Below are 20697 nucleotides of genomic sequence, written 5' to 3'. Positions count from 1 at the left end.
TTGAGCTCCTTTTTCTATTTTTCTTTTGTTAGTTGTTCTAATGTTTTTCCAAGATTATGTGATCGTTTCGTTGCCTGTGTAATACAAGAAACAAGTGCTTGTTGAAATTTATGTTCTTGTAATACTTCAATACCTGCCTCAGTAGTTCCACCAGGAGAAGTAATTTCCTTTCGCAAAATAGAAGGGTGTTTGTCATTTGCTTTTAACATTTCAGCAGCACCAATCATCGTTTGAAGAATAAGTGATTTTGCAACATCTTCTTTTAAACCAATTTTTGTTGCAGCTTCTTCCATAGCTTCCACTACGTAATAAATATAAGCAGGTCCACTTCCGGATAATGCAGTGACAGCATGCATATCTTCTTCCTCTACAACAGAGACGAGACCAATCGTTTCAAATAAAGATGTTGCAGTGTGAATATGTTCCGCTGTTGTATGTTTTGAAGGGGAGATAGCGGTAGCTGATTTTAAAATGGCTGCGGATGTATTTGGCATTGCACGAATAATTGGAACGTCTTTTTGAAGTAGTTTTCTAATTGAGTGAGTAGAAACACCTGCTAGTAATGAAATAATAAGCACGTTATTATTTATGTATTCTTTAAAAGGGGTAAGCGCCTCTGCAACATCCTTTGGTTTCATTGCTAGAAAAAGAATATTTGCATCAGTAAGTAATTCTTTTTTATTATGAGTACCTTTGACACCGTATTTTTTATGTAGCTCTTGTAATCTTGTCTCGTTAGAACGATTACTTACAGTAATTTGTTCACCTTTAACGACATTTGCATGTAACAAGCCACCAATAATAGCTTCGGCAATAGAGCCTGCACCGAGAAAGGAAATGTTTTGAATAGACATGATGTTCCTCCTTTAATTTTGGTTAGAAATTCTTATAAATGTACATACATTCGTTTTTTTATAGGAAACACCTCTTTTTATCTGAAAATAATGACAAATATATATAGAAGTTGTAAACTGAAGAAGTATTCATTTTTGAACCGGAAAGAGACAGGGGGGCTAAGCATGACGGCGATTCACCGAATGGAGATTCCTGTACCATTTGCAGTGGAAACTGTGAATGTGTTTTTAGTTGAGGGGGAGACATTAACATTAATTGATACAGGGACGAATACAGAAGAGGCAAGGAATGCGTTAGAAAGTCAATTAGGTGCATTAGGACATACGATAGAAGATATTGAAACAGTAGTCATTACGCATCATCATGCAGATCATTGTGGACTTTTAAATATATTTTCTGAGAAGACGAATATTATTGGACATCCTTGGAATGAGCCTTGGATCACACAAAATCCAGAATTTTTAAAGCGGTATCATGAATTTTTTAGAGAGACGGCCTTACAGTTTGGTGTGCCAGCAGCATTTTTGAAAGACGAGTCGTTATTGACGACGAGGACACTTAAATATTCTTGTAATAGATCGTTAACGCATACTGTGAGAGAAGGAGATCGTATTGATTCTTTGCCTGGATTTATAGTACTTGAAACACCAGGTCATGCTTCTACTCATATTTCTTTATATAGAGAATCTGATGGAATATTAATTGGTGGAGATGCTCTCATCAGTCATATTTCTTCGAATCCAATACTAGAACCACCATATGAAGGGCAAACAGAACGGGCACGCCCATTACTACAATATAATCAAACATTACAGCGTTTAAGCGAAATGAATATTTCACGCATTTTATCAGGGCATGGGGAAGATGTTCTAAATGTGAAACAACTTATTGAAACGAGATTACAAAAGCAAGAAACACGTGCTTTTAAAGTGCTTGAGTTATTAAAGGAAAAACCAATGACAGCATTTGAAGTATGTGTAAAACTATTTCCGGTATTATATAAAGAACAATTACCACTTACTATTTCAGAAACGGTTGGACAATTGGACTATTTAGCATATAATCAACAAGTGATGATTGATAAATCATCGCAACAATTGATTTATTATGCAAAGTAGGTGACAGCAATGACAGGACGTTTACAAAATAAAGTAATCGTCATTACAGGTGCTTCTAGTGGGATTGGTGAGCAAGTTGCAATGCAAGTTGCAGCACAGGGAGCGACTCCCGTATTAATGGCTCGAACAGAAGAGAAACTACAAGCGTTAGTAGACAAAATTAAAGAAACTTATAATACGCCTTGCTATTATTATGTATTAGATGTAAGTGAAGAGATGGAAGTACAGTCTGTTTTTTCAAAGGTATTACAAGAAGTGGGACGTATTGATATATTAGTAAACAATGCGGGATTTGGTATTTTTAAAACGTTTGAAGATGCGTCAATGGATGAAGTGAAAGATATGTTCCAAGTAAATGTATTTGGATTAGTAGCATGTACGAAAGCGGTACTACCTTATATGGTAAACAAGAACGAAGGACATATTATTAATATTGCTTCCCTTGCCGGAAAAATTGCAACTCCGAAATCAAGTGCGTATGCAGCAACGAAACATGCTGTATTAGGATTTACGAATAGTTTACGCATGGAATTAGCGAATACAGATATTTATGTTACAGCAATTAATCCAGGTCCGATAGATACAAACTTTTTTGAAATAGCGGATCAATCTGGTACCTATGTAAAGAATATGGGACATTACATGTTAAAACCAACATACGTAGCAGAACAAATCGTAAAGTCGATGCACACGAAAAAACGTGAAGTAAACTTACCGAAGTGGATGGGAATTGGCCCGAAACTTTATGCTTTATTTCCAGGTTTATTTGAACGTGTAGCAGGTAAATCATTAAGTAAAAAATAGGAGATTTCCACATGGAAATCTCCTATTTTTTATTGTTTTCCAGTCACATAATCATAAACAATATCCTCAATCTCCTCGTATAAATCAATTTCAATATTTGAATGAGTCATCGTTTGAATATGTTTCACTAGCATTTCCTGATCTTCTTTTGATATTGGACTGCATTGATATTGCTGAAAACTTTTTATAATCATTTTCTCAATTAATTTTTCGTTCATATTTTTTCCCGCCTGTATGTACGTATGTATTGTTTTATTGTACTTGAAGTGAAATAAAAAAACTACCATGCACTATTTTTGTATAAAAATTCGGTTGTGTGTAATATTTTTCTAGTAAAATTAAGTTTTTTTACTTTTAAAAATTTATAAATATTTAATTGACTCTATAAATATACAATATTATAATCATACTTAATTTAAAGAATCGATTTGAGGAGGAACTTATGAAAGTCGCAATTATTGGAGCCACTGGATATGGGGGCATTGAGTTAATTCGTTTATTAGAACAACATCCATATTTTTCTATAGCATCTCTTCATTCTTTTTCACAAGTTGGTGAGTGTATAACAAATGTATATCCGCATCTTCGAAATGTCCTCGTTCATACGTTACAAGAAATTGATGTGGAGACAATAGGGAAAGAAGCAGAAATCGTATTTCTAGCAACACCAGCAGGAGTATCGGCGGAGTTAACTCCCAAGTTATTAGCAGAAGGTTTAAAAGTAATTGACCTATCTGGAGACTTTCGTATGATAGATCCTTCGTCATATGAACTGTGGTATAAAAGGCCAGCAGCGAAAGAAGAAATTCTTAGAAAAGCAGTGTATGGGTTAAGTGAATGGAAAAGGACTAAGATTCAAAAGGCAAATTTAATTGCAAACCCAGGATGTTTTGCTACAGCCACATTGCTAGCGATAGCACCGTTAGTACGTAGTAGCAGGATTGAAGAAGATTCGATTATTATTGACGCGAAATCAGGGGTATCAGGAGCAGGTAAAACACCAACAACAATGACTCATTTTCCTGAGCTATACGATAACTTACACATCTATAAAGTAAACCAGCATCAGCACGTTCCAGAGATTGAGCAAATGCTTACAGAATGGAATAGTGAATTACAGCCAATTACATTTAGCACACATTTAATACCGATATCACGAGGAATCATGATTACACTTTATGCAAAAGTAAAACAAAAGATGGAAATAAAGCAACTTCAAAAATTGTATGAAGAAACGTATGAACAATCGCCTTTCATCCGAATTTGTACGCAAGGGAAATTTCCAAGTCCAAAAGAAGTGAGAGGCTCAAATTATTGTGATATTGGCATAGCTTACGATGAAAGAACAGAAAGAGTTACGGTCGTTTCTGTTATAGACAATATGATGAAAGGCGCGGCTGGGCAAGCGATTCAAAATGCAAACATAATAGCGGGACTAGAAGAGACAACAGGTTTACAACATATGCCGCTTTATCTATAAGGGGGACATGATGATTAAAGTAGCGTCTATTACAAAATTAGAAAATGGTTCAATTGTAACGCCGAAAGGCTTTTCGGCAATTGGTACTGCAAATGGTCTGAAAAAGGAGAAAAAGGATTTAGGGGCAATCGTTTGTGACGTACCAGCATCATGTGCCGCTGTGTATACAACGAATCAAATACAAGCAGCCCCTTTGCAAGTAACGAAGGATAGTATAACGGCAGAAGGGAAGTTACAAGCAATTATCGTTAATAGTGGAAATGCAAATGCTTGTACTGGAATGAAAGGATTACAAGACGCATACGAGATGCGCACATTAGGGGCGGAACATTTTGGATTGAAAGAAAATTACGTTGCAGTAGCTTCAACAGGTGTAATTGGTGTTCCGCTGCCGATGGATATAATCCGAAAGGGAGTTGCAACTCTTATACCGACGAAGGAAGAAAGTGAAGCATATTCTTTTTCTGAAGCAATTTTAACGACGGATCTCATAACGAAAGAAACTTGCTATGAAATGATTATTGATGGGAAGAAAGTGACGATTGCGGGTGTTGCAAAAGGTTCAGGGATGATTCATCCGAATATGGCAACGATGCTTAGTTTTATTACGACAGATGCTCATATAGAGCATGACGTATTGCAAACGGCATTATCCCAAATTACGAATCATACATTTAATCAAATTACGGTAGATGGAGATACTTCTACGAATGATATGGTCATCGTTATGGCAAGTGGATTATCAGAAACAAGGCCGATAAATATGGAACATACAGATTGGGAAACTTTCGTATGTGCTTTACAGAAGGTATGTGAAGATTTAGCAAAAAAAATTGCGCAAGATGGTGAAGGCGCTACGAAGTTAATAGAAGTAAATGTGCTAGGAGCTCAAACGAATGAAGAGGCAAAAAAAATTGCAAAGCAAATAGTCGGTTCGAGTCTTGTGAAAACAGCAATACATGGTGAAGACCCAAACTGGGGACGAATTATTAGCAGTATTGGACAAAGTGAAGTAGCTATTAGTCCGAATACAATTGACATTACTCTTCAATCTATATTGGTATTAAAAAATAGTGAGCCTCAAACATTTTCTGAAGAAGAAATGAAAGAGAGATTACAAGTAGATGAAATAGTCATTAATGTGTACTTACACTTAGGAGAAGAGACAGGATCAGCTTGGGGCTGTGACTTAAGCTATGAATATGTGAAAATAAACGCTTGTTATCGTACATAAGGAGAGAGAAGATGAGCGAATATATTGTAGTGAAATGCGGCGGTAGTATGTTGAATCAATTAAAAGCTGTGTTTTTTGAATGTATAAAGAAATTGCAACAGAAGTATAAAGTAGTGATTGTTCATGGTGGTGGGCCAGAAATTGATGCCAAATTAAAAGATTGTAACATCAACGTAGAAAAAAGAGATGGATTACGCGTAACACCAAAAGAAGTTATGGATGTTGTTCAAATGGTGCTATGCGGAAGTACGAATAAAAAACTCGTAATGAATTTACAAAAGCATAATTTACTTGCGGTAGGTTGTTCAGGATGTGACGGCAATTTACTTCAAGTTCAACCTGTCAGTGAAGAGATAGGATATGTGGGGGAAGTAAGTTATGTAGAAACAGCCTTATTAAAAGGATTAATGAATATGGAGTATATTCCTGTTATTGCTCCAATCGGGGTAAATGGTAATGAAGTTTATAACATAAATGCGGACAATGCTGCAGCTGGGATTGCGGCTGCGTTAGGGGCAAAAGAGCTTATTTTTATTACGGATGTAGATGGAATATTACATGAAGGGAATTTGGTAAAGGAAACAGATGAATCTGAAATTGCTACTTTTATAGAAACAGGTGTTATTACAGGTGGGATGATTCCGAAAGTACAGGCAGCACTAGCATCATTAAAAATGGGAGTGCAAAAGATAAGTATTGTGAATGGTACAAAAGATTTTACTGAGGTTACGGGAGAGTGTATTGGAACGACGGTAACGAAAGGTGTGAGTATTGCATGACCAGTCATCTTTTTCAAACGTATGGCAGAAGAACTATTGAGTTTGTAAAGGGAACTGGAACGAAAGTTATTGATAATAACGGTAAGGAATATTTAGATTTCACATCAGGAATTGGCGTATGTAATTTAGGACATTGTCACCCTACTGTTCTCAAAGGTGTACAAGAGCAACTTGATGATATATGGCATATATCTAACCTGTTTACAAACAGCTTGCAAGAAGAAGTTGCGTCATTATTAACAGAAAATAGAGAATTAGATTATGTGTTTTTCTGTAATAGTGGGGCAGAGGCAAATGAAGCGGCTTTAAAGTTAGCACGTAAGCATACTGGAAAATCTCTCGTCGTAACATGCCAGCAGTCTTTTCACGGTAGAACATTTGGAACGATGAGTGCAACGGGCCAAGATAAGGTAAAAGAAGGATTTGGTCCATTACTTCCATCTTTTTTACATATCCCTTTTAACGATATTAAAGCATTAGAGGAAGTAATGAATGAAGAAGTTGCGGCGGTAATGGTAGAAGTTGTTCAAGGAGAGGGAGGAGTAATACCTGCTGATCTATCTTTTTTGAAAGAGATTGAAACATTATGTAATAAGTTCGGTTCCTTATTTATTATAGACGAAGTACAAACGGGGATAGGAAGAACTGGAACACTATTCGCTTATGAACAAGTGGGAATAGAGCCTGATATCGTTACCGTTGCAAAGGCGCTTGGGAATGGGATTCCTGTCGGAGCGATGATTGGCCGGAAAGAGCTCGGAGCGTCGTTTACTGCAGGATCACACGGTTCAACTTTTGGCGGGAATTACATCGCGATGGCTGCAGCGAAAGAAGTATTGCAAGTAAGTGAAAAACCATCGTTTTTAAAAGAAGTACAAGAAAAAGGCGAGTACGTATTAGAGAAGTTGCAAGAGGAATTACAGCATGTCGAATGTATTCAAAATATACGTGGTAAGGGGCTTATGATTGGGATTGAGTGTAAGCATGAAGTTGCAAGTTTTATAGAACAACTAGAAAACGAAGGACTTCTCGTATTACAAGCAGGTCCTAATGTGATAAGACTATTACCGCCACTCATTGTCACGAATGAAGAGTTAGAACAGGCAGTATATATAATAAAAAAAGTAGTTTGTACAAAAAACGTATCAATCATATAAGGGGGAAGTTTCATGTCAACTGTACAAGTACCGAAATTAAATACGAAAGATCTTTTAACACTAGAAGAATTAACGAAAGAAGAAATTATTTCTTTAATTGAGTTCGCTATATATTTAAAAAAGAATAAGCAAGAGCCTTTATTACAAGGCAAAATATTAGGGCTTATTTTTGATAAGCATTCAACTCGTACTCGTGTATCTTTTGAAGCAGGAATGGTACAGCTCGGGGGACATGGTATGTTTTTAAGTGGGAAAGAGATGCAAATGGGAAGAGGAGAAAGCGTTTCAGATACTGCGAAAGTATTATCGCAGTATATTGACGGGATCATGATACGTACATTCTCACACGCGGATGTAGAAGAGCTTGCAAAAGAATCGAGTATTCCTGTTATTAACGGTTTAACGGATGATCATCATCCTTGTCAAGCATTGGCAGACCTTATGACGATATACGAAGAAACAAATACATTTAAAGGAATAAAATTGGCTTACGTAGGTGACGGAAATAATGTATGTCATTCATTGTTGCTAGCGAGTGCAAAAGTCGGAATGCATATGACTGTGGCAACGCCTGTAGGGTATGAACCGAATGAAGAGATTGTAAAAAAAGCGTTAGCAATTGCCAAGGAAACAGGAGCTGAAATTGAAGTTTTGCATGATCCTGAATTAGCGGTGAATGAAGCAGATTTCATTTATACTGACGTTTGGATGAGCATGGGGCAAGAGGGCGAAGAAGAGAAGTATACTTTATTTCAACCTTACCAAATCAATAACGAACTTGTTAAGCATGCGAAGCAAACATATCGTTTCTTACACTGTTTACCTGCCCATCGTGAAGAAGAAGTAACAGGAGAAATTATAGATGGACCGCAGTCTATCGTCTTTGAGCAAGCTGGTAATCGATTGCATGCTCAAAAAGCGTTATTAGTGAGTTTATTTAAAAATGTAGAAGAGCCTTCCTAAAAGGGAGGTTTTTTTATATTAAAATGTCGGATGTATATTTGGTTAACCATTTCGATATCATTTATAATAAAAGAGAAAACTAAATTTGTTTTTCAGAGTGTGTAAGGACATACTACATATAAAAATATAGTTAAAGAGATGATGAGGGTGAAAACAACTAAGAAAACATATTCGTTTTTCCAGCGGATGTGGAGAATATTAAAGTTTCAATATTATAAGTTGCTTCGATCGCCAGAAGGCGCAAAGAAAGTATCGTTAGGGTTTGCTATAGGATTCGGCTTAGAAATGTTAGTCATTTATACGGCATCGCTCGTATATGTAATATTTTATCCAATCGTCAGGTTAGCAAAGGGATCTTTTCCTGCGGCAGTTATTGGCAATATTATTGGGAAAATATCGTTTCTCCCAGTATTTTTATTTCCGCTTGCGTATGCGTTAGGAAAAATGATTTATCCATTTCATGTACAGAAAATTCATCATGAACCATTTACGATATCGGACTTGTTTTCAAGTCACATTTTTACGATATTAAAGAGCTTATTACAAAGTGAAGTGTATGTATTAATTGGAATGACGATTTTAGGAGTTGTGTTTGGTCTCATTTCATATTTCGTTGTGCATTATTTATACGAAAAGAACCGTAAGTTACGTTTGAAGAAACGGAAGAAACGAGTGAGAGAACCACTTGTACAATTATAAACAATGTCACATTCATTTTCTCCTTTGAATATGTTTAAGAAAAAGGAGGAGAGGATAATGTATTATTATTACGTACCTCAAGTATATCCATATGTAAATTATTATCCGGTTTATGATACGAGTAGACAATACGAATTATATCGGCAACAACAATTACAGCAATTATCACAAATACCACAATTACCAACACAACAGCCTACACAGGAAAAAAAACCATATTTAACAACATGGCCATATTCCAATGTATACTATGGTAACTATTACGAATCATAAAGCTGCTTCTATTTAGAAGCAGCTTTATACGTTTGTTTTCAAAATTAAATTTTGAATGGTTTGAAGAGAATGAATGAGCTTTTCGCGCTCTTCCTCAGATAATGTTTGGAAATTTTCTTTTAGTTTGTCTAAAATGAATTGCTGATACTGATTTACTAATAATTTCCCTTCAGCTGTTAGGGAAATTAAAATGACCCGTCGATCTTTTTCGCTATAATGACGCTCTATTAGTTCTTCTTGAATAAGTTTGTTTAATAGAGGTGTCATGTTAGGCCGTGAAATCGCTAGCCGCTTGCCGATTTCGGAAACTGCTAATGTGCCGTTTTCATGCAAAAGCAGTAATACTTGTGTATGTGATGGCGGCATATGTCTTTGAGAAGAAAATTCTCCAGGAAGCATAAATTTGCGATAAAAAAGAGGCACTAGCGAAAGAAGATGATCAACAATACGTTCCCACTCGCGTGATTCCATATAAAGGCCCCCTTCCACTATCATTGTAACAAAAAAGACATGTTATAAAAATAGAATTGTTTCATGGTCGCTTTAATATTTGTAGGATAACACTTGCTTTGTAAATGTATTGGCAATAATTGCATAGCCGTTATCATTTGGGTGTACTTGGTCAAATAATAACTCTTTTTTATCATTCGATATTAATTTGCGAATTGGTAAAACGATAGATGGTTGATTTGCTTTGGAAATGGAATAAACAGATTCATTCCAGCCATCTAAAAACATATCTGCATAACTTGCGATGGAGTCATCGAGTTGTAACGGGTTATAGAGTTCTGAGAGAATGAGTAAAGCGTCCGGATTTTGATCTCGAACTGTCTTTACAATACTTTTTATATCCGCTTCAAAATGGGCTTTTTCTTTATTTAACATTTTTATACCATCTATAACACCAACATCACGATTTAAACGAAATAAATTATTTCCTCCAATATTAATTGTAATTATATTTGCTGCTCTAATTTTTTCCTTTACATCTTCTGATTGAACTTTTTTAGCGAGACGATCTGTTGTAAGACCGTTTACCCCAAGGTTTTCTACTGTAATTGGTTTATGAATTTGTGCTTCTATTTGCTTAGAAGCTAATTCAGCAAATCCACCTTGTGTCGATCCATATCCTTTAGCGAGTGAATCACCTAATACAAGATGATAAAAAGATTCGTTTGTTTGCTTATCAATCCAATTTGGGGCAGATGTTTTTTTTGTTTTTTCTTCAGTTTCATTTTGTTTTGTCTCGTCGTTCTTTTCAAAATAAGAATAAGAAATGATCAGAAGGAGGAGACAAACAATTGTTAAGATGACTTTTTTCATAAATTCATCCTCCTTGTAATTGGTAATTGTATCATATTCAGCAGTATTAGCAATGTAAGGGCATATTATATGTTTATGAAAAGTTTATAATAACTTTACAGAAAATTTGTTGAAGTTTGTCAAAAAATATTGACGATAGGAAAGAACTTTATATATGATAATGTCAGATAAGGTGAAACTTTAATGAGTGGGAGCTTTATTTCCTATTAATTAATAGCCTTCATCAATCGGGCGTTTAAGGGGACTACTCGTTAGCGCAGGGTGAAATGAAAATTGTGTCTCTAATAGAAGAAAAAAGGTATGTGGTTAGAGACAGATAGGGATTCATTTCATTATTTCTGGTAATTGTATAAGGGGGATTTTTTGTGAAAAAGTCAAAAAAAATGCTAGCTGGAGCAACTCTTGCGATTGGTGTTATAGCACCGCAAGTAATGCCAGCAACAGCTCATGCAGATGAGAACACTGGGGAGAGTACAGTTAAATTACGAATTCTAGAAACATCAGATATTCACGTTAACTTAATGAATTACGATTATTATCAAACGAAAACAGATAATAAAGTAGGTCTCGTACAAACGGCAACACTCGTTAATAAAGCACGTGAAGAAGCGAAAAACTCTGTCCTATTTGATGATGGAGATGCATTACAAGGGACACCGCTTGGAGATTATGTAGCGAATAAAATAAAAAATCAGGAGAATTCTGTTGATTCTAACTATGTCCATCCATTATATCGTGTAATGAATTTAATGAAGTATGACGTCATCTCTCTTGGGAATCATGAATTTAACTACGGTTTAGATTATTTAAAGGAAGTGACTAGTAAAACAAAAATTCCGGTTATTAACTCGAATGTCTACATAGATGACCATGATGGTAATGATGAGAATGACGAGCATTACTTTGATAGACCATATCATATTTTAGAGAAAGAAGTAGTGGATGAAGCAGGCAAAAAACAAATAGTGAAAATTGGTGTAATGGGATTTGTTCCACCACAAATTATGAATTGGGATAAAGCGAATTTAGAAGGACAAGTTAAAGCGAAAGATATAGTTGAAACAGCGAAGAAAATGGTACCAAAAATGAAAGCAGAAGGTGCAGATGTTATCGTTGCACTAGCTCATTCCGGTGTTGATAAAAGTGGATACAACGTTGGTATGGAAAACGCGTCGTATTATTTAACAGAGGTTCCTGACGTAGATGCAGTATTAATGGGACATTCACATACTGAAGTGCAGGATATATTTAATGGTGTTCCAGTTGTAATGCCGGGTGTTTTTGGTAGTAACTTAGGTATTATTGATATGCAATTGAAAAAGGTAAACGGAAAATGGGAAGTGCAAAAAGGTCAGTCTAAGCCGCAACTTCGTCCGATTGCTGATAGTAAAGGTAATCCATTAGTAGAATCTGATCAAAAATTAGTTAATGAAATTAAAGATGAACATGAAAAGACAATCGAATATGTAAATACACATGTAGGTGAAACGAAAGCACCAATTAATAGTTATTTTTCATTAGTACAAGATGATCCTTCCGTACAAATTGTGACAAATGCGCAAAAATGGTACGTAGAACAAGAACTTAAAAAACCAGAGTACGAAAAGATTAAAGATATTCCGGTTTTATCTGCAGGCGCACCATTTAAAGCAGGTGGCCGAAACGGTGCTACATATTATACGGATATTCCAGCTGGAACGTTAGCAATTAAAAACGTTGCAGATTTATACGTGTATCCAAATACGTTATATGCTGTAAAAGTAAATGGGGCACAAGTGAAAGAATGGCTTGAAATGTCTGCAGGTCAGTTTAATACAATTGATCCAAAGAAAACAGAAGAACAGCCATTAGTAAATATAGGCTATCCTACATATAACTTCGATATTTTAGATGGCTTAAAATACGAAATTGATGTAACACAACCGGCGAAATACGATAAAGATGGAAAAGTTGTAAATGCAAATACGAATCGTATTGTAAATATGACATATGAAGGTAAGCCAGTAGCTGATGATCAAGAGTTCATCGTCGCTACAAATAACTATCGTGGAAGTAGTCAAACGTTCCCAGGTGTAAGTAAAGGGGAGGTTGTATACCAATCACAAGATGAAACACGTCAAATCATTGTGAAGTATATGCAAAAAATAAAAAATATTGATCCAGCAGCTGATCAAAATTGGACGTTTAAACCGATTGTTGCAGATAAATTACATACAACATTTGATTCTTCACCAAATGCACAAAAGTATATAAAGAAAGATGGGAACATATCATATGTTGGACCATCTGAAAATGAATTTGCTAAATATGCAATTGATATAACGAAGAAAAATGATGATAAAGAAACTGGTGAAGGAAATCCAACGACACCGCCAACAGGTGGGGGAGAAAATCCAACAACACCGCCAACAGGTAATGGAGAAAACCCAACACCACCAACAGAAGAAGGTAATAATGGTAATGAACCAAAACAAGATGGAAACAATACTGGATCTGGACAAACTACAACAGATGATCAAAATACAAAAGAAACAACAACAACTGTAAGTGAAAATAAAGAAGCTGAAAAAGATGAACGTGATTTACCGAAAACAGGTGCAAGTATTGCTTCTACAATTGGAGCGGGTCTTGCGTTTGTTGGAGCGGGATTACTTATGTTATTTAGAAGAAAGAAAGCGAATAGATAGTCGAGAAATATAAAAAGGATTACCCATTTGGTAATCCTTTTTATTATATTATGAAACTGGTACTGCTTTTTCTTTTTTCCATGAAAGGCCGAATCCAGTAAAGCCGACGATAATGGTTACGACTGGACATGCTAAACAGAAGATTGCGTATGGCAGGTAATCGAATGTTGGAACGCTAAGAACGTTTGTTAAGAATACGCCACTTACACCCCATGGTACGAGTGGATTAATTACTGTACCAGCATCTTCTAATACTCGTGATAAATTACGACGTTCTAAACCGACTTCATCGTATTTATTAGCAAATGCTTGTCCTGTTAAAACGATGGATAAGTACTGCTCACCGAGTAAGAAGTTTACACCAATTGCAGTTGAAGCAGTAGAAATAATTAAGCGCGTACTAGTTTTTACGAAGCTAGAGATAATATTCATCAGCTGCGCTATAATACCCATTCCTTGTAATAATCCTCCCATACAAAGAGCTAGGAAAATAAGAGCAATTGACATCATCATACTTTGCAGGCCACCGCGAGATAATAAGCTATCAATATCTTTGATACCAGTTTTAGAAACGTAACCGTCTTGCATAATTTTTATTAAATCAGCTAAAGAAGTGCTAGGTTTAAAAATAAAGAGAATAATAATCCCTACCACAATTCCTGCAAGTAATGTTGGAACTGCGGGTACCTTTTTAAATGCGAATAGGAACAGTAATAAAATAGGAATCAGTGTAACAATAGAAATCGTTGCATTTTTTTCTAATGTGTTAATAAATGCTGAGAAATCAACGTTTCCACCAGATCCGCTTCCTAAAATGAAAAATGCGATAAAAGCAATAATGAAAGCTGGCACTGTTGTCCAAAGCATGTTACGAATATGTTCAAATAAATCTACACCCGTTACAGCAGGCGCTAAGTTTGTTGTATCAGATAAAGGAGACATTTTATCTCCGAAGAATGCCCCAGAAATAATTGCCCCAGCAATAAGAGCTGGATCGTATCCAAGGGCAGTACCCATTCCCATAAAGGCAAGTCCTACAGTTGCAGCAGTTGTAAATGCACTACCGATACTCGTTCCAACAATTGCACAAACAACAAAAACAGTTGGAACGAAAATTTTTGGAGATACAAGTTGGAAGCCGTATACCATTAAAGTTGGAATAGTTCCAGCTGCGATCCAAATGCTAATTAATACGCCTACAAGTAAGAAAATAAATATAGATGGAATACCAGCTGAAATACTACTTATCATTCCTTTTTCCATAGTAGACCAATCAATTTTTTTCATAAATCCAAACGCTAATAAAAGAACGATGCCAAATAAAATCGGGATGTGTGGTGAAACTTCTAATTTGATAACACTAAAGCCAATGCAGAAAAAGATAAAAATTGTTAAAAGAACAGACTCAATTTTTGAAACCATTGTTTTCCCCTCCTAAGTAATATGAAATAGCTCTTTTTTATATAAAATTCGCCAATATTGTATATTTCCTTCTAAAGTTTAGAATTTTGTGACAAATTACCGGTAATTGTTTGTTCTTCTATATGATACGGAAATGATTGGATAAAAAAACGTCCCTGCATATAATTATGCAGGGACGAAGAAATCGCGGTACCACCCTAGCTTGTGAAATGAATGTATCACAAAATAAAGGGTCATATGATATGCGCTTATAAAATAAAAAACGCCCCTGCAATATATGCAGGGACGAAAAATTCGCGGTACCACCCTAAATTGTGAAACAGTGTCGTTTCACCACTCTTTAGACATAACGGTCTATAACCGTCTTTCACTACTCCTCACGTTTCGTAAAAGAAGCTCCAGGGGGTAATTCATAATTCGCTCTGTACTGGTTCGCACCGACCACCAGCTCTCTGAAATCAGAAATCGAAATACTACTAAATCCTATCAACGCCGATTCATATGATGTTAGTTAAATTTTTATCATATTTTCATCTTACATGTCAATAAAAATATTAAATGTTTTTTTAGGGAAATAAAGGATAATTGTTTTTAACGCTGTAAAAATGTACGTTATAATGAATTTGAAAGGGGGAGGAAAGAGTGAAGAAAAAAATAATTCTTTTTACCACTTTATTAGTTATTGGAGGAAGTGCTGGAATTTACACAGCTTTTGCGGCTGAATCAGAGCAGTTGAAACAAAAGCAAATACAACAGTCAGAAGTGAAGAAAGTAAAAGAAATAGAAGAGAAGAAATCAATGGAAAAAGCAGCAGAGAAACTAGGAGTTTCTACAGAGGGAAAAACAAAAGAAGAGGTTACGAAAGAAGTAAATACCGCTAGGTTTGAGAAGCGTCATGATTTATTAATTGAGCACGCTAAGCAACTTGGAATTGATACAGAGGGGAAAAAAGATGAAGAAATTATTTTAGAAATTGGAAAGATACAGCATGGAAAGTAGAACAACTTATCATATGATAAGTTGTTCTTTTTTAAGAACTATTTGATTTTAAAATAATTGACAGTCATTCAGATTTAATGTTAACTATATTTATAAACTAGTTAACATTAGGGGTGACAATTGTGACAATAAATAGTAAAACGATTGAAAAATCATCTTATACATATGAAGAATTAGCAGAGAAAAATAAAGCTTACGTATGGCACCCATTTACACAAATGAAAGATTATTTAGAAGAAGATCCTGTCATTATTGAACGTGGAGAGGGAAGAAAGCTATACGATGTAAATGGTAATGAATATTGGGATGGTGTTTCATCTATATGGTTAAATGTTCACGGACATCAAGTACCGGAATTAGATGAAGCAATTCGTGAGCAATTAAATAAAATTGCTCATTCTACTATGTTAGGACTTGCTAACGTTCCATCTATTTTATTAGCAGAAAAAATTATTGAGGTTGTACCAGATGGATTGAAGAAGGTATTCTATTCTGATTCAGGTTCTACCGCTGTTGAAATTGCAATTAAGATGGCTTTCCAATATTGGCAACATAAAGGGAAACGAAAGAAACAAAGATTCGTTACATTAAAAGAAGCATATCACGGTGATACAATTGGAGCTGTTTCGGTAGGAGCAATAGACTTGTTTCACCAAGTGTATAGTTCGCTCTTATTTGATGCGATTAAAATGCCGTATCCATATACATATCGTTCTCCTTACGGAAATAATAGGGAGGAAATTGTAAAAAGCCATTTAGAAGAAATGGAAGAATTGTTGAAAGAAAAGCATGAAGAAGTAGCTGCCATCATTGTGGAGCCATTAATGCAAGGTGCTGGCGGGATGATTACAATGCCAAAAGGATATTTAAAAGGACTGCGCGATTTATGTACTAAGTACAATGTATTATTTATTACAGATGAGGTAGCGACTGGATTTGGGCGTACAGGGAAAATGTTTGCGTGTGAACATGAAAATGTGACGCCAGACATTTTAACTGCTGGGAAAGGTTTAACAGGTGGATATTTACCAATTGCAGTTACGGTAACGACGGATGAAATATATAATGCCTTCTTAGGAGAATATGAAGAACAAAAAACATTTTTCCATGGACATAGCTACACAGGCAATCCGTTAGGGTGTGCCGTAGCAATCGCGAATTTAGAGCTATATGAAAAAACAAATTTAATAGAAGAAGTGGCACATAAAACGGATTATGTGGCAGCGCAATTAGAAAAGCTCTTTGCGTATAAACATGTAGGTGATATTCGTCAGTGCGGATTAATGGTTGGTATTGAGCTTGTGAAGAATAAGGAAACGAAAGAAGCGTTTGACTGGACAGAAAGAGTCGGTGTTCAAGTATGTAAACGCGCAAGAGAGCTGGGTATGATCTTGCGACCGCTCGGTAATACGATTGTTTTTATGCCACCTCTTGCTTCTACTTTTGAAGAGATTGATGATATGTTACGCATTTTATATAAGGCAATCTCGGATGTTACGGAGGGAGAATAATGAGTGGTTTTTTCATAACAGCAACTGATACTGAAGTTGGAAAAACAGTAGTTGCAGGTGCTATAGCAGGTGTATTTAGACAATTAGGATATAACGTAGGGGTGTATAAACCGTTGCAAAGTGGGCATGTTGCATCAAACCCTGAGGGAGATGCGGCAAGGTTAAAAGCATTATCAGGTGTGCCGACACAAGAAAATGAAATTTGCCCTTATTCTATTGAAGAACCACTTGCTCCGAGACTTGCCATGAAAAGAGCTGGAAGAGTAGTAAAGTTAAAAGAAATTACTGATTACTATAATGAACTATTAAAAGAGTTTAATAGCTTATTTGTAGAAGGGGCAGGTGGGCTTGCTGTCCCATATACAGAAGATGCTTTAGTAATTGATTTTGCAAAAGAATTACAGTTGCCTCTTATTGTAGTAGCTCGTCCTACATTAGGAACAGTAAATCATACAGTGTTAACGATTGCTTATGCAAAGGCGCATGGCTTAACCGTAGCGGGTGTCATTTTATCAGGTTGCAAAGAATGTGAAATGGAAAGAGTGCAAGAAAATAAAGAGATGATTGAAGAGCTGAGCGGGGTACCAGTTTTAGGATTATTACCATTCTTTGAAGGTGAGTTTACGAAAGAAGAAGTATTAGAATCTGCAAAAGAACATATTATGATTTCAAAATTAGAGGAGTTTATCCAAAATGAATCAAACGTGGCGGGCGCACCTTCAATCTAAATTACAGCAATTACATGAGCAAGGGCAGTATCGTGATTTGCATGTAACAGAGAAGGCAGAAGAGACTTGGCTTATTCGAGATAAAAAAAAGATGTTAAATTTAGCGTCAAATAATTATTTAGGGTTAGCTGGAGATGAAAGGTTAAAAGAAGCTGCTATTGCCTGTACAAAAAGATATGGAACTGGAGCGACTGCCTCTCGTCTCGTTGTAGGAAATCATCCATTATATGAAGAGGTTGAGAGAAGCATATGTGACTGGAAAGGTACTGAAAGAGCTTTAATTGTAAATAGTGGGTATACGGCAAATATAGGTGCCATATCTTCTTTGGCCTCTCGGCACGATATTGTTTTTAGTGATAAGTTAAATCATGCAAGTATTGTTGATGGAATCCTATTAAGCGGGGCAGAGCATAAAAGGTATCGTCATAATGATTTGGATCATTTAGAGAAGCTGTTGAAAATGGCTTCGCCTGAAAAAAGGAAATTAATCGTAACAGATACCGTTTTTAGTATGGATGGTGATACTGTGTATTTAAGAGATTTAGTACAGCTGAAAGAGAAATACGGGGCAATCATTATAGTCGATGAAGCACATGCGAGTGGAATATATGGAATCGGCGGAGCTGGGTTATCTCATATAGAAAAAAATCTTGCTCAAAAAATTGATATACATATGGGGACGTTTAGCAAGGCTTTAGGGTGTTATGGTGCGTATTTGACAGGTGATGAAATTTATATAGAGTATTTACAAAATATGATGAGAAGCTTTATTTTTACTACAGCTTTACCACCAAGTACGTTAGGAGCAGTGCAAAAAGCAATTGAAATTGTAAAAGAAGATAACGAAAGAAGAGAGAACCTTATAGCAAACGGAGAATACTTCAGAACTAAATTAAGGGATGCTGGTTTTGATATTGGGAATAGTTCAACTCATATTGTACCGATTGTAGTCGGTTCAAATGAACATGCTTTACGATTTAGTAAAAGGTTGCAAGAGGCAGGGATTGCGGCCATTGCAATTCGTCCGCCAACTGTGCCGGTTCATAGTTCTCGAATTCGCTTTGCAGTTACATCGCAACATACAATAGCTGATTTAAAATGGGCTATTGATCGAATTATTCACATTGCGAAAGAAGAGGAGATTTTCGTATGAACGAGCTAAAGATTATTTTTATCCCCGGATGGGGAATGGAAGAGAATATTTGGGATTTAGTACTTCCGTATTTTAAAGGATATCCTGTTGAATGCATAGATTGGTATAATGTGAAAGAACGAAGTGAATTTGCGGAACGAATTATAGATGTAGCGCATAACGACAACGTAATTTTAGTTGGATGGTCACTAGGAGCGTTAGCAGCAGTTGAAGCTTATAAAAAGATTCAGGCAAAAGGCATCGTATTAATTGGTGGGACCGCTAAATTTACAAATACGAGTGACTATAGTAATGGATGGAATGCTTTGCATGTAGAACGGCTGAAAAGGAATTTGGTGAGAAGGAAAGAAGATACGCTCAAGCGGTTTTATGAAAATATGTTTACGAAAGATGAGCTAAAAGAGAACAAAAATTTTGAAGACATTGTAGACCATTTTAAAGGTGATTCTATTCAGTCTTTACAACTAGGTTTGGATTATTTAATAGAAACAGATATGAGAGAAGAACTAAAAGAAATTAAAGTACCTATACTACTTATCCACGGAGAACAGGATGTAATATGCCCATTGTCTGCGGCACGTAGTATGACGGAGAATAGCAGCAGCGAGCTGAAAGTAGTAAGTAAAGCAGGGCATGCATTATGTGTAACGAATTTTGAATATTGCGCAAATGAGATAATTCAATTTGTAGAGGGGATACGACATGATCAACAAAACGTTACTACAAAAACGGTTTAATGGGGCAGCCGTATCTTACGATCGATATGCAAATGTACAAAAAAAGATGGCACATTCATTACTTTCAATCTTAAAGGAACGATATAGTGAAACGGCATCAATACGTATTTTAGAACTGGGATGCGGGACGGGGTATGTAACAGAACAATTATCAAAGTTATTTCCGAAAGCACATATTACAGCAGTTGATTTTGCTGAAAGTATGATTGCGATTGCGCAAACTAGACAAAATGTAAAAAATGTAACGTTTCACTGTGAAGATATTGAGCAATTACGATTAGAAGAATCATATGATGTCATTATTTCAAATGCTACATTTCAATGGTTAAATAATTTACAACAAGTGTTAAGAAATTTATTTCAACATTTGTCTATAGATGGGATATTACTCTTTTCAACGTTTGGACATGAAACATTTCAAGAATTGCATGCTTCGTTCCAACGTGCGAAAGAAGAAAGAAATATAAAAAATGAAATATCGATTGGTCAACGTTTTTATTCAAAAGATCAGTTGCTTCATATATGTAAGATAGAAACAGGGGATGTGCATGTTTCTGAAACATGTTACATAGAGAGTTTTACAGAAGTTAAGGAGTTTCTGCATTCTATTCGAAAAGTAGGAGCAACTAATAGCAATGAAGGATCATATTGTCAAAGTCCCTCACTCTTTCGTGCGATGCTACGCATATACGAAAGAGACTTCACGGGAAATGAAGGGATAATGGCAACGTATCATGCTTTATTTATACATATAACAAAAGAGGGGAAGAGATGA

The 20697-nt window shown here is 35.7% G+C and carries 21 protein-coding genes and 1 other annotated feature; of the genes, 16 read left to right on the top strand and 5 right to left on the bottom strand.

Annotated elements, in window-relative coordinates:
• Positions 1–14: 14 nt before the first annotated feature.
• Positions 15–854, bottom strand: a complete 840-nt coding sequence (gene proI / locus ACS2CR_RS18770; protein ID WP_053512784.1) for a pyrroline-5-carboxylate reductase ProI — start codon at positions 852–854, stop codon at positions 15–17.
• Between the two features lie 165 nt (positions 855–1019).
• Between proI and ACS2CR_RS18765 the strand changes: the two genes are divergently transcribed.
• Together ACS2CR_RS18765 and ACS2CR_RS18760 are read left to right on the top strand one after the other, a co-directional pair.
• Positions 1020–1973 carry an MBL fold metallo-hydrolase gene (locus ACS2CR_RS18765; RefSeq protein WP_053512785.1) on the top strand — a complete coding sequence of 318 codons (954 nt, stop codon included), beginning with the start codon at positions 1020–1022 and terminating at the stop codon, positions 1971–1973.
• 9 nt (positions 1974–1982) lie between these two features.
• On the top strand, positions 1983–2777 hold the full coding sequence (locus ACS2CR_RS18760; RefSeq protein ID WP_053512786.1) for an SDR family NAD(P)-dependent oxidoreductase: 795 nt from the start codon (positions 1983–1985) through the stop codon (positions 2775–2777).
• Positions 2778–2806: 29 nt separating this feature from the next.
• Here ACS2CR_RS18760 and ACS2CR_RS18755 read toward each other — a convergent pair whose 3' ends face one another.
• Positions 2807–2995: a YqzH family protein gene (locus ACS2CR_RS18755; RefSeq protein WP_001003220.1), complete on the bottom strand. Its 189-nt coding sequence runs from the start codon at positions 2993–2995 to the stop codon at positions 2807–2809.
• Positions 2996–3219: 224 nt separating this feature from the next.
• On the opposite strand from ACS2CR_RS18755, the gene argC reads away from it, so the two are divergent.
• From argC to ACS2CR_RS18720, 7 genes are all read left to right on the top strand, one after another.
• Positions 3220–4257, top strand: a complete 1038-nt coding sequence (gene argC, locus ACS2CR_RS18750) for an N-acetyl-gamma-glutamyl-phosphate reductase (RefSeq protein WP_000861254.1) — start codon at positions 3220–3222, stop codon at positions 4255–4257.
• Positions 4258–4267: 10 nt separating this feature from the next.
• Positions 4268–5491: a bifunctional glutamate N-acetyltransferase/amino-acid acetyltransferase ArgJ gene (gene argJ, locus ACS2CR_RS18745; protein ID WP_000598390.1), complete on the top strand. Its 1224-nt coding sequence runs from the start codon at positions 4268–4270 to the stop codon at positions 5489–5491.
• Positions 5492–5502: 11 nt separating this feature from the next.
• Positions 5503–6270: an acetylglutamate kinase gene (argB, locus tag ACS2CR_RS18740; RefSeq protein WP_000006080.1), complete on the top strand. Its 768-nt coding sequence runs from the start codon at positions 5503–5505 to the stop codon at positions 6268–6270.
• Positions 6267–7427, top strand: a complete 1161-nt coding sequence (locus tag ACS2CR_RS18735) for an acetylornithine transaminase (protein WP_000200560.1) — start codon at positions 6267–6269, stop codon at positions 7425–7427. Before argB ends, ACS2CR_RS18735 begins: the two co-directional genes overlap by 4 nt.
• Positions 7428–7439: 12 nt before the next feature.
• The gene (argF, locus tag ACS2CR_RS18730) at positions 7440–8390 is read left to right on the top strand and encodes an ornithine carbamoyltransferase (RefSeq protein WP_000108852.1); all 951 of its coding nucleotides are present in this window, start codon (positions 7440–7442) and stop codon (positions 8388–8390) included.
• A gap of 138 nt (positions 8391–8528) precedes the next feature.
• Complete coding sequence (locus ACS2CR_RS18725; protein WP_002005691.1) at positions 8529–9089, top strand: DUF2062 domain-containing protein; 561 nt, start codon at positions 8529–8531, stop codon at positions 9087–9089.
• A gap of 57 nt (positions 9090–9146) precedes the next feature.
• Entirely contained in the window at positions 9147–9362 is a 216-nt protein-coding gene (locus tag ACS2CR_RS18720) for a hypothetical protein (protein WP_000291957.1), read from the top strand.
• Positions 9363–9386: 24 nt separating this feature from the next.
• Here ACS2CR_RS18720 and ACS2CR_RS18715 read toward each other — a convergent pair whose 3' ends face one another.
• Entirely contained in the window at positions 9387–9833 is a 447-nt protein-coding gene (locus tag ACS2CR_RS18715) for a MarR family winged helix-turn-helix transcriptional regulator (protein WP_000445819.1), read from the bottom strand.
• Positions 9834–9905: 72 nt separating this feature from the next.
• A complete protein-coding gene (locus tag ACS2CR_RS18710; RefSeq protein ID WP_053512787.1) occupies positions 9906–10685 on the bottom strand; it encodes a GDSL-type esterase/lipase family protein in 780 nt (259 codons plus the stop codon).
• 365 nt (positions 10686–11050) lie between these two features.
• Between ACS2CR_RS18710 and cpdB the strand changes: the two genes are divergently transcribed.
• Positions 11051–13372 carry a bifunctional 2',3'-cyclic-nucleotide 2'-phosphodiesterase/3'-nucleotidase gene (gene cpdB / locus ACS2CR_RS18705; protein ID WP_053512788.1) on the top strand — a complete coding sequence of 774 codons (2322 nt, stop codon included), beginning with the start codon at positions 11051–11053 and terminating at the stop codon, positions 13370–13372.
• A 48-nt stretch (positions 13373–13420) separates the two neighbouring features.
• On the opposite strand, the gene nhaC is transcribed toward cpdB, so the two are convergent.
• A complete protein-coding gene (gene nhaC, locus ACS2CR_RS18700) occupies positions 13421–14794 on the bottom strand; it encodes a Na+/H+ antiporter NhaC (protein WP_000253716.1) in 1374 nt (457 codons plus the stop codon).
• Positions 14795–15072: 278 nt separating this feature from the next.
• Positions 15073–15293, bottom strand: a binding site (T-box leader).
• 143 nt (positions 15294–15436) lie between these two features.
• Here nhaC and ACS2CR_RS18695 point away from each other — a divergent pair.
• The 6 genes from ACS2CR_RS18695 (at position 15437) to bioC (ending at position 20697) form a co-directional block, all read left to right on the top strand.
• A complete protein-coding gene (locus ACS2CR_RS18695) occupies positions 15437–15793 on the top strand; it encodes a hypothetical protein (RefSeq protein ID WP_000726902.1) in 357 nt (118 codons plus the stop codon).
• Between the two features lie 122 nt (positions 15794–15915).
• Positions 15916–17304 carry an adenosylmethionine--8-amino-7-oxononanoate transaminase gene (bioA, locus tag ACS2CR_RS18690; protein WP_053512789.1) on the top strand — a complete coding sequence of 463 codons (1389 nt, stop codon included), beginning with the start codon at positions 15916–15918 and terminating at the stop codon, positions 17302–17304.
• Positions 17304–18032, top strand: a complete 729-nt coding sequence (gene bioD, locus ACS2CR_RS18685; RefSeq protein ID WP_053512790.1) for a dethiobiotin synthase — start codon at positions 17304–17306, stop codon at positions 18030–18032. Before bioA ends, bioD begins: the two co-directional genes overlap by 1 nt.
• Entirely contained in the window at positions 17998–19185 is a 1188-nt protein-coding gene (gene bioF / locus ACS2CR_RS18680; RefSeq protein ID WP_001077292.1) for an 8-amino-7-oxononanoate synthase, read from the top strand. Before bioD ends, bioF begins: the two co-directional genes overlap by 35 nt.
• Positions 19182–19922, top strand: coding sequence for an alpha/beta fold hydrolase (locus ACS2CR_RS18675; protein ID WP_053512791.1), 741 nt, complete (start codon positions 19182–19184; stop codon positions 19920–19922). The genes bioF and ACS2CR_RS18675 overlap by 4 nt, the downstream gene beginning before the upstream one ends.
• Positions 19888–20697: a malonyl-ACP O-methyltransferase BioC gene (gene bioC, locus ACS2CR_RS18670; protein ID WP_000608906.1), complete on the top strand. Its 810-nt coding sequence runs from the start codon at positions 19888–19890 to the stop codon at positions 20695–20697. Before ACS2CR_RS18675 ends, bioC begins: the two co-directional genes overlap by 35 nt.

The sequence above is a fragment of the Bacillus cereus group sp. BceL291 genome (assembly GCF_051776705.1).
GTDB lineage: Bacteria > Bacillota > Bacilli > Bacillales > Bacillaceae_G > Bacillus_A > Bacillus_A cereus.
This window is presented reverse-complemented; position numbering and strand designations above follow the sequence as displayed.